We start from the raw sequence: 14,300 nt of genomic DNA on the forward strand, positions 1-14,300 counted from the left end.
GCGGCACTTTGTTTGCCCGACCTACAACATCCGTAGGCCCGGTAAGCATCGCGCCACCGGGCATTTCTCTTCAGGAATTAAAACAGCTCGTGTGCTTCACCGTTATCGATGAGCGTTGTCCCTACCTCATGAACGGCCTGTTGGTTCGGCTGCGTCCCTTCAATAAAGTACTCTTCACGGCTATTGCCACCGTTGGCGAGCTGGCCTGTCGCACGATCGATATTGATAGTCACCACGCCTGCCGGTGGCGTTAGCGGTTGTTCCGGCACGCCTTCCAGCACGGTTTTCATAAAGGCATCCCAGGCAGGTTGTGCGCTCTTGGCACCGCCCTCATAACCTGAAATCTGATCTTTAATTGCCCCGGAGGCCGTGGTGCGGCCAAGGTCGCGGCGATGATCGTCAAAGCCAATCCATACGGAGGTCACGACGCCCGGGCCATAACCGGAGAACCAGGCATCTTTCGAACTGTTGGTTGTCCCGGTTTTTCCGCCGATGTCATGACGCTTAAGGTCACGGCCTGCACGCCAGCCTGTTCCCTGCCAGCCTGGTTCACCAAAGATATTGGTGTTCAGGGCGCTCTTAATCAGGAACGACAGCGGGGTGCTGATCACGTGCGGGGCATATTCCTGACCGCCGCTGCGCGCAACCAGCGCCTGGTTCGCCTGCTCAAGGCTTGGCATCGGCACGGAGGAGTTTTGAGGCTCCTGCGAGGTGGCGACATCTTCCACGTTCTGATTTTCCAGCACGTTTGATTTCTGCGTGTCGCCGTAAATCACCGGAATATCGCAATCGGCACAAGCCACTTTCGGTTTGGCTTCAAAAATCACGCCGCCCATATCATTTTCAATCTTGCTGATGAAATACGGGTCAATCAGGAAACCGCCGTTGGCCATCACGGAATAGCCACGGGCTACCTGCAGTGGGGTAAAGGAAGCGGAACCGAGCGCCAGTGATTCGGTGCGAACAATGTTATCCGCCGGGAAGCCAAAGCGTTGCAGGTATTCTGCGGCGTAATCCACGCCCATCGCACGCATCGCGCGGACCATCACCACGTTTTTGGACTGACCCAGACCCTGACGCAGACGAATCGGGCCCGCATATTCTGGCGGCGAGTTCTTCGGACTCCAGTCTGAACCTGCTCCGGCATCCCAGCGCGAGATTGGCACATCGTTGAGCATGCTGGCCAGCGTCAGGCCTTTATCCATCGCGGCGGTATACAGGAATGGCTTGATGTTGGAACCGACCTGACGCAGCGCCTGGGTCGCGCGGTTAAATTTGCTCTGGTTGAAATCAAAACCGCCAACCAGCGCAATGATCGCGCCGTTTTGCGGATTGAGGGACACCAGCGCAGAGTTCACATCCGGCACCTGCGCCAGCCACCAGGTTTCACCCACCTGGCGAACCCAAATTTGTTGCCCTGTCTGTACGACATCCGTGACTTTGCGCGGTGTCGGGCCTTGCTGAGTATCAGAACGATACTGACGCGCCCAGCGCATGGCGTCCATGTTCAGCGCGATGGAGGTGCCGTCCGCCATCATCACGGTGGCTTCCTGCGGATTTGCGGCTGTCACCACAGCAGGCTCAAGCGGCCCATAAGTTGGCAGGCTCTTCAGGGAGTCAGTGATTTTTTTGCTGTCCCACGGCGTCTCGCCAATTTTCCACAGCACGTTAGCCGGGCCGCGATAACCATGGCGCATGTCGTAATCCATCACGTTATTACGCAAAGCCGTTTGCGCGGCTAACTGATCTTTGCGGGTGATGGTGGTGTAGATGCGATAGCCGTCTTCATATGCCTTTTCACCGTAACGGTGATACATCTCCTGACGCACCATTTCCGTGAGGTAAGGGGCAGAGAAGGCGATTTCCGGCGCATGGTAGCTGGCATCAATCGGCTGGCCGACGGCGTCGTTGTACTGATCCTGAGTAATGTAATTCTCGCTCAGCATGCGCGACAGGACGACGTTACGACGCGCTGTTGCTCTGTCCATCGAATACAGCGGGTTGAAGGTTGACGGTGCTTTAGGCAGGCCGGCAATGACGGCCATTTCGCTAAGCGTCAACTGATCGACCGATTTACCAAAATAGACCTGCGCCGCGGCACCCACGCCATAGGCGCGGTAGCCGAGGTAAATCTTGTTCAGGTAGAGCTCAAGAATTTCGTCTTTGTTCAGCAACTGCTCAATGCGAATCGCCAGAAAGACTTCTTTGATCTTACGCGTCAGTGTCTTTTCAGGGCTGAGGAAGAAGTTACGCGCGAGCTGCTGAGTAATGGTACTCGCCCCTTGCGAAGCGTGACCGGAGAACAGGGCTACGCTTGCCGCACGGAAAATCCCAACAGGATCGACGCCGTGGTGCTCATAGAAGCGGCTGTCTTCTGTCGCAATGAAGGCTTTGACCAGTTCAGGCGGCATTTGACTGAGCGTGACGGGAATACGGCGCTTTTCACCGTACTGTGCGATGAGCTCGCCATCGGCACTGTAGATCTGCATCGGGATTTGCAGGCGCACGTCTCTGAGCGTGGCAACGTCAGGCAACTGCGGCTCAATGAATTTGTAGAGGCCGTATATCGAGCCTGCTCCCAGCAGAATGCAACAGACTGCAAGGATGAATAAATACTTTACGAACTTCACCGGAGATTTCCCATTAAGTGGCAATTGGGCAGTTTATAAACAAACGCGCGGTAGTATAAAGGCAAGCCAGAAGCATTGATATAGCCGGAATGGTTTGAAGGATAAGGAGATCGTAAGAATGACTTACAGTCACTGGCAAGCAGGGTTGCACTTTCAGCAAGATAGCGTGGTCTGTGTTGCGCTACAAAGAACACGGTTTGGACTGGCATTACGCCGCTGGTGGCAAGTCCCTCTTACAGAAGAGGTGACAGAGCCAAAAGCGATTGCAGCGTTATGCAAAATTCGGCGCGAAATGCCACGTTATCACAGGATTGCGGTTGCGCTCCCCGCAGGCGATACGCTGCAAAAGCAATTACCCCCACCACAGATGCCCTTGCGAGAAAGCGAGCAGGTTCAGTGGATAGTTAACACGGTCTCGCAGCAGCTTGAGATGCCCGCCAACACGCTGGCTTTTGATTTCCACAATACTGACGCGAACAGCTATAGCGTGACAGCTGCGCGCCGAAAGGACATCAGCCTTTTGCAACAGCGCTTGCGCGCCGCCAGGCTGAATCTGTTTGCGATTACGCCGGATGCCTGTGCGCTGCAAAGCTTCCTGCCCTGGGTGTCAGAGGCGGTACCGGGCTTGTGCTGGTACGATGGGGAGCGCTGGCTATGGGCGACGCGTGAAAGTTGGGGAAGTGGCCCTGTTCAGCCAGACGAATTTCTTCCTTGTACTACCCAGTCCCGGGTTGGGGAAACGTTCAATCCCTGGTTCCCGTTAAACCAACTCCAGCCGCCTCTGCCCGAAAACGGTGATGCTTTTGCCATCGCACTTGCGCTGGCTGTGGGAGTGAGCTGAGATGAGGCGCCCGGTGAATTTACTGAGCTGGCGGGAAGCGCGACGCCGTAGCTGCGTGCGGTTTTGGGCCATGATGTTTTCCGGTCTCTGGCTGGCGGCTATTCTCCAGATTGTGACGGGGCGGCTGGCGCACACCCAGTTCTTAGCCCGCCAGGAAGTGTATCGCGTAAATGAAAGCGCGTTATCAGCGCTATTGGCTAATAAGGAGAAAGCACTTCGCGAACAGCACCTGCGTTGGGCAGCGGCGCAGGCACATGAACTCAGGCGAAAACAGACAGCGAACTGGGAAGCCATGTTGCTAACGCTGGCCGAAAAGCTACCCGAACAGGCATGGCTGACCGCGCTTCAGTGGCAGGGTAATCAGTTTAGTTTGGCTGGCATGGCAATGCGCTTTCCCGCGCTTTCCTCCGTCGATCAGATGGTCAAAAGTTTGCCCGGCTTTGTTTCCGTCATGCCGGGGCCAACCCGACAGGATAAGCAGGGGCGATGGCAATTCAGTTACCAGCTGCGAGTGGGGGATACTGATGTTAGCGCTCGCTGATCGCTGGTGCGATTTACCAAAATCTGCGCGGCCTGGAAGCTGGGCAGTGATGCTTTTGCTGTCGGCCATTATCTGTGTGATTTGCTATCACTCCCCTGAGCGGCAGCCGTCGGGCCACAGCTTGCGGGCGCAATGGAGCAAAGTGATGCCATTACGGATAGAGCAAAATCAAATCCCTCTTTCGACAACGGTTCCGTTTTCCGCTCTGGCATTTCAGCGCAGCCTGGTGAGCTGGCAGCCAGCGGCTTCCGGGGGAGAGCTGGTGCTTGAAGGAGAGTGGCCGACGTTGATGGGGGCGTTTAGCCGACTTGCCGCAAGTGACCGAGCCATCAAAGCCTTCAGTCTGCAGCCTGATAAAGGAAGCTTAAGGATGACGCTGCAACTGGAGTCCTTGGGTAATGAATAGCTGGCGCGTACTATTTTTGGTGTTCATTCCAGGGTTATTAGGGATGCGCGACCCTTTCAAGGTTCCCGAGGACAACTGTTCTGCCTCTCAGCTGGCGATGTGGCATTACCGTGGCATGGCTGATTTTGGCGGGCAAGTGACCGGCATTGTGCAGGATGCCGAAGGGAAATGGCATCGCCTGCGACCAGGGCAACAGCTGGAGAACCGCTGGACTGTCTCAGGCATCACCCCGGATCAGATTGATCTCACCCTTAATGCAGAGTGCGAACCCTCGCAGTGGCGCTGGGTTAAAGAAGGAACGAACCATGATTCGAAGGATACTGCTGGGGCTGCTGTTCCTGACGACAGTCGCCATAGCGAAAGAAAAAACCGTCACGCTGGCGGTCGATGAGGTGCCCGTTGTGCAGTTGCTGCAGAGTTTAGCCGGGCTGGGCGAGCGTAACATTGTGATAGCGCCAGACGTAAAGGGGCAAATTTCTCTGCAGTTGAAGAACGTGCCGTGGAAACAGGCCTTGCAGACGGTGCTCAACAGCGCGGGCCTGGTGCTTGAAACCCGCAACAACATCTTATTTGTTCATACTCGAGGCTGGCTTGTTGAGAAACAGGCTCAAAACGAAGCCGAGCGCCAGAAGCAGCAACTTGCCTTGCCGCTGAAAGGCCAAAGCGTTGCGGTGCATTATGCGGATGCTACCGAACTCGCAAAAGCCGGGGAGAAGCTGCTGAGCAGCAGGGGAACGCTAACAGTAGATAAAAGAACGAACCGCTTGCTTATCAAAGACGACGAGGCGCATCTGACAGACCTGCTAGCCTGGGCCGCAGAGATGGATGAGCCCGTCGGCCAGGTGGAGCTCACGGCGCATATCGTCACCATGACCGAAAAAAGCCTGCGTGAGCTTGGCGTGAAGTGGAGCCTGGCGGATGCCGAAGGCAGGGCTGGAGCAGGGAAAGCGACGACGCTGACAGCCGATCTTTCTGTCGGCGTTGCGACAACGCATGCCGGGTTTAATATTGGCAAAATCAGCGGGCGTCTGCTGGAGCTTGAACTCTCTGCGCTGGAGCAAAAGCAGCAAGTGGAGATCATCGCCAGCCCTCATCTATTAGCTTCACATCTGCAACCGGCGAGCATCAAACAGGGCAGCGAAATTCCGTATCAGGTGTCCAGTGGCGACAGCGGTGCGACATCGGTTGAATTTAAAGAGGCAGTACTGGGGATGGAAGTGACGCCTACGGTATTACAGAAGAACCGGGTGCGTCTAAAACTGAAGATAACGGAGGACATGCCGGGTCAGGTGCTTCAGCAGGCCGACGGTGAAGTCCTGGCTATTGATAAGCAGGAAATTGAAACTCAGGTGGAAGTGAAAAGCGGTGAGACGCTGGCGTTAGGCGGCATTTTCTCGCGCAAGAGCAAGTCGGCACAAGACAGTGTGCCGCTGCTGGGGGATATTCCGTGGCTGGGACAATTGTTCCGCCATGATGGCAAAGATAGCGAGCGACGCGAGCTGGTCGTCTTCATTACGCCGCGTATTATTTCTGTGCAATAAACGTTTTCAGGCAACGCTTTTTCTTACTGAACACGTTTCAGGTGTTTGACGTGGGACCGGATTTAGCATACAAGGAGTACCGATTTGAGAGTCGGCGCCCTGCAAAATCCGGTAATGATTAGAGTTGCCAAACCTGCCGGAGTATTGAGATAATTTTCGGTCTGACTCTCGCACTATCGCATATGAGGTTTCAGTTCATGTCCAGCGTCGTCAAAGGTGTTCACGGCGCGGGTTTATTATTAACGAAATAGTCTTAGTAGTACCGAAAAAATGGCAGAGAAACGCAATATCTTTCTGGTTGGGCCTATGGGTGCCGGCAAAAGCACTATTGGGCGCCAGTTAGCTCAACAGCTCAACATGGAATTCTACGATTCTGATCAAGAGATTGAGAAACGCACAGGCGCTGACGTGGGCTGGGTCTTCGATGTTGAAGGCGAAGACGGTTTCCGTGATCGTGAAGAAAAAATCATCAACGAGTTGACGGAAAAACAGGGTATTGTGCTGGCTACTGGCGGCGGCTCTGTGAAATCCCGTGAAACTCGCAATCGCCTCTCCGCCCGTGGCGTCGTTGTGTATCTTGAAACAACGATCGAAAAACAGCTGGCACGCACTCAGCGCGATAAAAAGCGCCCGTTGCTGCAGGTTGAAACGCCTCCGCGTGAAGTTCTGGAAGCCCTGGCGGGCGAGCGCAATCCTCTGTATGAAGAGATTGCTGATGTCACCATTCGCACTGACGATCAGAGCGCGAAAGTGGTGGCGAACCAAATTATTCATATGCTGGAAAGTAACTGATTCTGGTTAGCGCTATACGGCATCGTTCAAGCTGCATCATGGCGGCAACGGCGTGAACTCTTGCTGGCATAGGCCAGCAACCGGGGCGCAAAAAGCCAGTGATAAAAAGCAGCCTGAAGGATAGCGTGTAGCTCGCCAGTGAATTCAAGTAACCAAGGTGGACGTCGCGTTATGGAGAGGCTCACTGTAACTCTCGGGGAACGTAGTTACCCGATTACCATCGCGGCTGGTTTGTTTAACGATCCAGCTTCCTTTCTGCCACTGAAATCCGGCGACCAGGCTATGCTGGTCACCAATGAAACACTGGCGCCTGTCTATCTGGACAAGGTGCGATCGGTGCTTGAGCAGGCTGGCGTGAAAGTCGACAGCGTCATCATTCCGGACGGCGAGCAGTACAAAACGCTGGCGGTGATGGACACCGTTTTCACTGCATTGCTTCAGAAACCGCACGGTCGCGATACTACGCTTATCGCGCTGGGTGGTGGGGTAGTGGGCGATCTGACAGGATTTGCTGCTGCCAGTTATCAGCGCGGCGTGCGCTTTATCCAGGTGCCGACCACGCTCCTCTCTCAGGTTGATTCCTCCGTTGGAGGCAAAACAGCCGTTAACCATCCTCTCGGTAAGAACATGATTGGCGCCTTCTGGCAGCCAGTGAATGTTGTTGTCGATCTCGATTGCCTGAAAACCCTGCCTGCACGCGAGCTCTCCTCGGGCCTGGCTGAGGTCATCAAGTACGGCATCATTCTGGATGCAGACTTCTTCTCCTGGCTTGAAAACAATATCGATGCTTTGCTGGCGCTGGATGAAAAAGCGATGGCTTACTGTATTCGTCGCTGTTGTGAGCTGAAAGCCGAAGTTGTTGCGGCAGACGAGCGAGAAACAGGCTTACGTGCTTTACTGAATCTGGGGCACACCTTTGGTCATGCTATCGAAGCCGAAATGGGCTACGGTAACTGGCTGCACGGGGAAGCTGTTGCGGCCGGTATGGTCATGGCGGCGCATGCTTCTGAACGTCTCGGTCAGTTTGCAGCACAGGATACTCAGCGTATTATTGCTTTGCTTAAGCGCGCAAACCTCCCGGTTTCCGGGCCGCAAGAGATGTCAGCCGAAGCTTACCTGCCGCACATGATGCGGGATAAAAAGGTGCTTGCAGGCGAAATGCGTCTGGTGTTGCCGCTGGCAATTGGCAAAAGTGAAGTGCGTGGTGGTGTGGCGCACGATGTGGTTCTTGGCGCTATTGCTGATACTCAGCAGGCGTAACTAATAAGAAAGGTCATGCCGCTGTTGCGGCGTTATAACTTCAGGTGATGTGCAGTGTCGTTGGCATAAGCCTTTTAGTGGGGTGTTAAATGGATGAATTCAAACCAGAAGACGAGCTGAAACCCGATCCCAGCGATCGTCGTGCTGGTCGTTCCCGTCAGTCTTCCGATCGTGAAAACGATCCGCAGATCAACTTCGATGATGTTGATGTAGACTCCGACGAGCGCCGCCCGGCTCGCGCACGTAAAGTGCGTGATGAGCGCGAAGAGGAAGAAGAGTATTACGAATCTGATGACGACGGCGAGGAAGAAGCCCCCGTTGAGCGTCGTCCACGCAAACGCAAAAAAATGCCTGCCCGCAAACCGGCTTCTCGCCAGTACATCATGATGGGTCTGGGGATTGTCGTCCTGCTGGTTCTGATTATTGGTATCGGCTCTGCACTGAAAGCGCCGTCCACTTCTGGCGAGCAAGCAGCGACTTCCGGTGAGAAGAGCGTCGATTTGTCCGGAAGTAATGGATCGCCTGCCGATCAGGCAAACGGTGCACAGCCTGCGCCAGGCGCGACGCCAGCGGGACAAGCCGCAGGAAATCCACAGCAGGATGTCTCTCTGCCGCCCATTTCCTCTACCCCCACTCAGGGTCAGAATACCGTTGCGCCTGATGGTCAGCAGCGTGTTGAAGTTCAGGGCGACCTGAACAATGCACTGAACCAGCAGCAAGGCCAGATTGACAGCGCGGTGGCGAACTCCACTCTGCCGACCGAACCTGCCACTGTTGCACCTGTTCGCGGCGGCAGCGCTCCGCGTCAGGCGACCACCAGTACTGCAGAAACGGCTCCAGCGGCAACTTCACGCCCTGAACGTAAGCACACGGTGATTGAGCCGAAGCCGCAGACTAAGCCTCAGGCCACAGTCAAAGCCGAGCCAAAACCTGTTACTCAGCCGAAGCGTACAGAAACCACGACGGCAGCCACCAGCACGCCTGTAAAACCGGCTGCACCAGTTGAAGCGGCAAAACCAGCCGCCACCGCAGCAGCGAAACCTGCGGCGACAACGGCTCCGGCAGCCACGGCTTCTGCGGCCACTGGCGGCAAAGAAACGGGTGATGTAGGTTCCCTGAAATCTGCACCAGGTAGCCATTACACCCTGCAGCTCAGCAGTTCGTCGAACTACGACAACCTGAACAACTGGGCGAAGAAAGAGAATATTCAAAAATATGTGGTCTATCAGACCACCCGCAATGGTCAGCCCTGGTATGTGCTGGTGAGCGGCGTTTATGCTTCGAAAGACGAAGCGAAACGCGCAGTGACCGCGCTGCCAGCGGATGTCCAGGCGAAAAACCCATGGGCAAAACCGTTGCATCAGGTTCAGTCTGATCTGAAGCAGTAGTCGTCCATGACACAGCGCCTTCAGTCTGCATTCGCGGGCTGAAGGCGACTGTGTTTTTAAGCGCAGGATGCTGTAGGAGCCTTTTCTCCTCAGCCGGGGAAAGTGTAAGCAGTCAGACAGCATGAAAAAAAATCGCGCTTTTTTGAAATGGGCAGGGGGAAAATACCCGCTGCTCAACGATATTGAAAAACATTTGCCGAAGGGCGAGTGTCTTATCGAGCCCTTTGTCGGGGCCGGTTCTGTGTTCCTCAATACCAGCTATTCCCGCTACATTCTGGCGGACATCAACAGCGACCTGATTGATCTCTACAACATCGTTAAAACCCGCACCGACGAATACATTCGCGAAGCGCGCCTGATGTTCACCCCCGCTCATAATCAGTCTGAAATCTATTATCAACTGCGGGATGAGTTTAATCAGTGCAAGGAGCCGCTGCGTCGTGCGGTGCTCTTTTTGTATCTGAATCGTCATGGCTATAACGGCCTGTGTCGCTATAACCTGAAAGGCGAGTTCAACGTGCCGTTTGGGCGTTACAAAAAGCCTTACTTCCCGGAAGCGGAACTGAACCATTTTGCGCTGAAGGCGCAGCACGCCGAGTTTTATTGCCTGTCTTACGAAGCGTGCATGGCCATGGCGAATAAAGAGTCGGTGGTTTACTGCGATCCGCCTTATGCACCGCTCTCAGCGACCGCCAATTTTACTGCCTACCACACCAACAGCTTCACGCCAGACCAGCAAAAGCACCTGGCAGAAATGGCAGAAAAGCTGGTCAGTAAGCAAATACCGGTGTTAATTTCGAACCATGACACGCCCGCCACTCGCGAGTGGTACAAAGCGGCGAAGCAATACCAGGTCAAAGTGCGCCGCAGCATCAGCAGCAATGGCGGCACGCGAAAGAAGGTGGATGAACTGCTGGCGCTCTATCGCCCGGTTGCCCCATAAACGTTTTCAAGGAGATGCGGATGAAACAGTATTTGATTGCCCCGTCGATTCTGTCGGCCGATTTTGCCCGTCTGGGTGAAGATACCGCGAAAGCCCTGGCGGCTGGCGGTGACGTCGTCCATTTCGACGTAATGGATAACCATTATGTGCCGAACCTGACGATGGGCCCGATGGTGCTCAAATCCCTGCGTAATTACGGCATCACCGCTCCGATTGATGTGCATCTGATGGTCAAACCGGTCGATCGCATTATCCCGGATTTTGCCGCAGCAGGCGCCAGCATTATCACTTTCCATCCTGAAGCGTCCGAACACGTTGATCGCTCGTTACAGCTGATTAAAGAACACGGCTGCAAAGCCGGTCTGGTGCTCAATCCAGCGACCTCGCTGAGCTTCCTGGATCACGTGATGGATAAACTCGACGTGATTTTGCTGATGTCCGTTAACCCGGGTTTTGGCGGTCAGTCCTTTATTCCTCACACGCTTAATAAGCTGCGCGAAGTGCGTCGGCGGATTGATGCGTCAGGGCGCGACATCCGTCTGGAAGTGGACGGTGGCGTGAAGGCCGCGAATATCCGCGAGATTGCGGCCGCCGGTGCCGATATGTTTGTGGCTGGCTCGGCCATTTTTGACCAGCCGGATTACAAGAAAGTGATTGATGACATGCGCAGTGAACTGGCAAAGGTAAGTCATGAGTAAATTCGATTCTATCCGCGGCGTGGCCTTCGATCTCGACGGCACGCTGGTCGACAGCGCTCCGGGCTTAACGGCCGCGGTGGACAGCGCGCTCTATGCGCTGGAGTTACCGACGGCAGGCGAAGAGCGCGTCGTTACCTGGATTGGCAACGGGGCCGACGTTCTGATGGAACGAGCGCTGACGTGGGCGCGTCAGGAGCGGGCTTCGCTGCGTGCGCAGCAGGGCAAACCGTCCGTCGATCATGACGATATCCCGCAGGAAGAGCAGCAACGCGTACTGCGTAAGCTGTTTGACCGTTACTACGCAGAATTTGCCGAAGAGGGCAGCTATCTGTTCCCGGCAGTGGCCGAAACGTTAAGCGCGCTGCATGCCAAAGGCTTGCCCCTGGCGCTGGTCACCAACAAGCCATCCCCGTTTGTTGCGCCTATTCTGGAAGCGCTGGATATCGCGAAATACTTCTCCGTGGTTGTCGGTGGCGATGACGTGCAGAACAAAAAGCCGCATCCGGAGCCGCTCCTGCTGGTAGCAGGAAAATTATCCCTAACGCCCGCAGAGCTGCTGTTTGTTGGCGACTCACGCAATGATATTCTTGCCGCCCAGGCCGCTGGCTGCTGCTCGGTGGGTCTGACCTATGGCTATAACTATGGCGAAGCGATTGCCGACAGCAATCCCGACGTCGTCTATGACCGTTTTAACGATTTGTTGCCCGCGCTCGGGCTCCCGCACAGTGAAATTCAGGAAGTGAAAAATGACTAAGCCCATCGTATTTAGTGGCGCACAGCCGTCCGGTGAATTAACCATTGGTAACTACATGGGTGCGCTGCGTCAGTGGGTCAACATGCAGGACGACTATCACTGCATCTACTGCATCGTTGACCTGCATGCCATCACCGCCCGTCAGGAGCCAGAAAAGCTGCGCAAAGCGACGCTGGACACCCTCGCGCTGTATCTGGCCTGCGGTATCGATCCTGAGAAGAGCACCATCTTCGTTCAGTCTCATGTGCCAGAGCACGCACAGTTAGGCTGGGCGCTGAACTGCTACACCTACTTCGGCGAGCTGAGCCGCATGACCCAGTTTAAAGACAAGTCAGCGCGCTACTCTGAAAACATCAACGCCGGTCTGTTTGATTACCCGGTGCTGATGGCGGCAGATATTCTGCTGTATCAAACCAATCAGGTGCCGGTTGGCGAAGATCAGAAACAGCATCTGGAGCTGAGCCGTGATATCGCTCAACGCTTCAATGCGCTGTACGGTGAGGTGTTCAAGGTGCCCGAGCCGTTCATTCCGAAATCTGGCGCGCGCGTGATGTCGCTGCTTGAGCCGACCAAGAAAATGTCCAAGTCCGACGATAACCGCAACAACGTTATCGGCCTGCTGGAAGATCCGAAATCCGTGGTGAAGAAAATCAAACGTGCGATGACCGACGGTGATGAACCGCCTGTTGTGCGCTACGACGTGCAAAACAAAGCGGGTGTTTCCAACCTGCTGGATATTCTCTCCGGTGTGACGGGCAAGACGATCCCAGAGCTGGAGCAGCACTTCGAAGGCAAGATGTACGGCCACCTGAAAGGTGAAGTGGCTGATGCCGTGTCTGGCATGCTGAGTGAGCTGCAGGAGCGTTACAACCGCTTCCGCAACGACGAAGCGCTGTTGCAGAAAATCATGCGTGAGGGTGCGCAGAAGGCGAGCGCTCAGGCGGCAGAAACCCTGAAAGCGGTTTATGAAGCGATTGGCTTTGTGGCTAAGCCGTAAACCCTGGTGGCACTTCGTTTGCACTGGCCTACGAGGAATTTGTAGGCCGGATAAGCGTAGCGCCATCCGGCAATAAAAAAGGCGGGGAAACCCGCCTTTCTGTTTTTTAATGATTTGAAAACCAGTTCAATTTTTCCCGCAGCGCCACGACGCGGCCAACAATGATCAGCGCCGGGCTTTCGACCTGCTGCGCAAGCTCTGCCAGCCCTGCCAGCGTCCCTTCCACGACGCGTTGTTTGATCGCCGTGCCATTTTCAACCAGCGCCACGGGCATCTCTGCCTCCATACCGTGTTCGCGTAGCTTTTCGCTGATGGTTGCCGCCTGATTCAGGCCCATATAGAACACCAGCGTCTGTTTTTCTGCTGCCAGGTTATGCCAGTCGAGTTCCGCGCCGGTTTTCAGGTGACCGGTGACCAGACGCACGCTTTGGGCGTAATCACGGTGGGTGAGCGGAATGCCAGCATAGGCCGAACAGCCAGAGGCGGCGGTAATTCCCGGTACCACGGAGAACGGAATACCTGCATTGCACAGTGTTTCCAGCTCTTCGCCGCCGCGCCCAAAGATAAACGGATCGCCGCCCTTCAGACGCACTACGCGCTTCCCTTTCTGCGCTTCACGCAGCAGGATCTGGTTAATTTCTTCCTGCGGCACGCAGTGGAAGCCCGCACGCTTACCCACAAAGACCCGATCAGCATCGCGGCGCACCAGATTCATAATGTCGTCGGACACCAAACGGTCATAGACCACGATATCTGCCTGCTGAATTTGCTGCAGGCCTTTCAGCGTCAGCAGCCCCGCATCGCCGGGGCCTGCGCCAACCAGCACCACTTCGCCGCGATTATCCAGCGGTTCGCTAAGTAACTGCTCAGTGGTGGCCTGAATGGCCTGCTCGTCCTGATTCGCCAGTGACTGCGCCAGACGATCGTTCACGAACAGCTTTTCCCAGAAGCGGCGACGCTCACTAACGGTCGCAAACTGTTGTTTGACGCGTGAGCGAAGCTGGCCTGCGAAATGGGCGACCTGGCCCAGATGCTGTGGCAACAGAGACTCTAACTTTTCACGCAGTAAACGCGCCAGAACCGGGGAGGCACCGCCCGAAGAAACGGCGACCATCAGCGGAGAACGGTCGATAATGGACGGCATGATGAAGCTGGCCTGTTTTGGCGCATCGACCACATTACAGAATATCCGGCGTTTTTCTGCCTCTTCACTGACATGGTTATTCACCGCATCGTCATCCGTGGCGGCGATAGCTAGCCAGCTCTTATCGAGCAGAGCGGCCTCAAATTCCCCTTCGACCAGTGTCAACATGCCTGCTTCCGCCCAGACGTGGAACTGGGGCGCGAACTCGAGAGCATTGACCGTCAGCCGCGCGCCGGCGTCCAGTAACAGACGGGCTTTGCGCTCGGCAACGTCACCGCCGCCGACTAACAGGCAGTCGCGATCGCGCAGTTGGCAGAAAATGGGTAAGTGATCCATGGGCGTCTCGCAGCAATGAAGGGGAAAGA

The 14,300-nt window shown here is 55.5% G+C and carries 14 protein-coding genes; 12 read left to right on the forward strand and 2 right to left on the reverse strand.

Annotation, left to right across the window (positions count from 1 at the left end; all coding sequences use genetic code 11):
- Positions 1–77 precede the first annotated feature (77 nt).
- On the reverse strand, positions 78–2,630 hold the full coding sequence (gene mrcA, locus ACRCWW_RS17730) for a peptidoglycan glycosyltransferase/peptidoglycan DD-transpeptidase MrcA (protein WP_438683571.1): 2,553 nt from the start codon (positions 2,628–2,630) through the stop codon (positions 78–80).
- Between the two features lie 118 nt (positions 2,631–2,748).
- Between mrcA and ACRCWW_RS17735 the strand changes: the two genes are divergently transcribed.
- From ACRCWW_RS17735 to trpS, 12 genes are all read left to right on the forward strand, one after another.
- Positions 2,749–3,471, forward strand: coding sequence for a pilus assembly protein (locus ACRCWW_RS17735; RefSeq protein WP_438683572.1), 723 nt, complete (start codon positions 2,749–2,751; stop codon positions 3,469–3,471).
- Between the two features lie 13 nt (positions 3,472–3,484).
- Positions 3,485–4,012 carry a PilN domain-containing protein gene (locus ACRCWW_RS17740; RefSeq protein ID WP_438683573.1) on the forward strand — a complete coding sequence of 176 codons (528 nt, stop codon included), beginning with the start codon at positions 3,485–3,487 and terminating at the stop codon, positions 4,010–4,012.
- Entirely contained in the window at positions 3,996–4,418 is a 423-nt protein-coding gene (locus ACRCWW_RS17745) for a HofO family protein (protein WP_438683574.1), read from the forward strand. Before ACRCWW_RS17740 ends, ACRCWW_RS17745 begins: the two co-directional genes overlap by 17 nt.
- A gap of 43 nt (positions 4,419–4,461) precedes the next feature.
- Positions 4,462–4,809, forward strand: coding sequence for a HofP DNA utilization family protein (locus tag ACRCWW_RS17750; protein ID WP_438683575.1), 348 nt, complete (start codon positions 4,462–4,464; stop codon positions 4,807–4,809).
- Complete coding sequence (hofQ, locus tag ACRCWW_RS17755; RefSeq protein ID WP_438683576.1) at positions 4,724–5,959, forward strand: DNA uptake porin HofQ; 1,236 nt, start codon at positions 4,724–4,726, stop codon at positions 5,957–5,959. Before ACRCWW_RS17750 ends, hofQ begins: the two co-directional genes overlap by 86 nt.
- Positions 5,960–6,229: 270 nt before the next feature.
- A complete protein-coding gene (gene aroK, locus ACRCWW_RS17760) occupies positions 6,230–6,751 on the forward strand; it encodes a shikimate kinase AroK (protein ID WP_297196781.1) in 522 nt (173 codons plus the stop codon).
- Positions 6,752–6,922: 171 nt separating this feature from the next.
- Positions 6,923–8,011 (forward strand): 3-dehydroquinate synthase, encoded by a 1,089-nt coding sequence (gene aroB / locus ACRCWW_RS17765; protein ID WP_438683577.1) that lies wholly within the window; start codon positions 6,923–6,925, stop codon positions 8,009–8,011.
- 89 nt (positions 8,012–8,100) lie between these two features.
- On the forward strand, positions 8,101–9,399 hold the full coding sequence (gene damX / locus ACRCWW_RS17770) for a cell division protein DamX (protein ID WP_438683578.1): 1,299 nt from the start codon (positions 8,101–8,103) through the stop codon (positions 9,397–9,399).
- A gap of 121 nt (positions 9,400–9,520) precedes the next feature.
- A complete protein-coding gene (gene dam, locus ACRCWW_RS17775) occupies positions 9,521–10,342 on the forward strand; it encodes an adenine-specific DNA-methyltransferase (RefSeq protein ID WP_438683579.1) in 822 nt (273 codons plus the stop codon).
- 20 nt (positions 10,343–10,362) lie between these two features.
- Complete coding sequence (rpe, locus tag ACRCWW_RS17780; RefSeq protein WP_438683580.1) at positions 10,363–11,040, forward strand: ribulose-phosphate 3-epimerase; 678 nt, start codon at positions 10,363–10,365, stop codon at positions 11,038–11,040.
- Complete coding sequence (gph, locus tag ACRCWW_RS17785) at positions 11,033–11,794, forward strand: phosphoglycolate phosphatase (protein ID WP_438683581.1); 762 nt, start codon at positions 11,033–11,035, stop codon at positions 11,792–11,794. Before rpe ends, gph begins: the two co-directional genes overlap by 8 nt.
- Positions 11,787–12,791 carry a tryptophan--tRNA ligase gene (trpS, locus tag ACRCWW_RS17790; protein ID WP_438683582.1) on the forward strand — a complete coding sequence of 335 codons (1,005 nt, stop codon included), beginning with the start codon at positions 11,787–11,789 and terminating at the stop codon, positions 12,789–12,791. The genes gph and trpS overlap by 8 nt, the downstream gene beginning before the upstream one ends.
- A gap of 106 nt (positions 12,792–12,897) precedes the next feature.
- On the opposite strand, the gene cysG is transcribed toward trpS, so the two are convergent.
- Positions 12,898–14,271, reverse strand: a complete 1,374-nt coding sequence (cysG, locus tag ACRCWW_RS17795) for a siroheme synthase CysG (RefSeq protein ID WP_438683583.1) — start codon at positions 14,269–14,271, stop codon at positions 12,898–12,900.
- Positions 14,272–14,300 lie beyond the last annotated feature (29 nt).

This window comes from Scandinavium sp., from assembly GCF_051650185.1.
Classification (GTDB): domain Bacteria; phylum Pseudomonadota; class Gammaproteobacteria; order Enterobacterales; family Enterobacteriaceae; genus Scandinavium.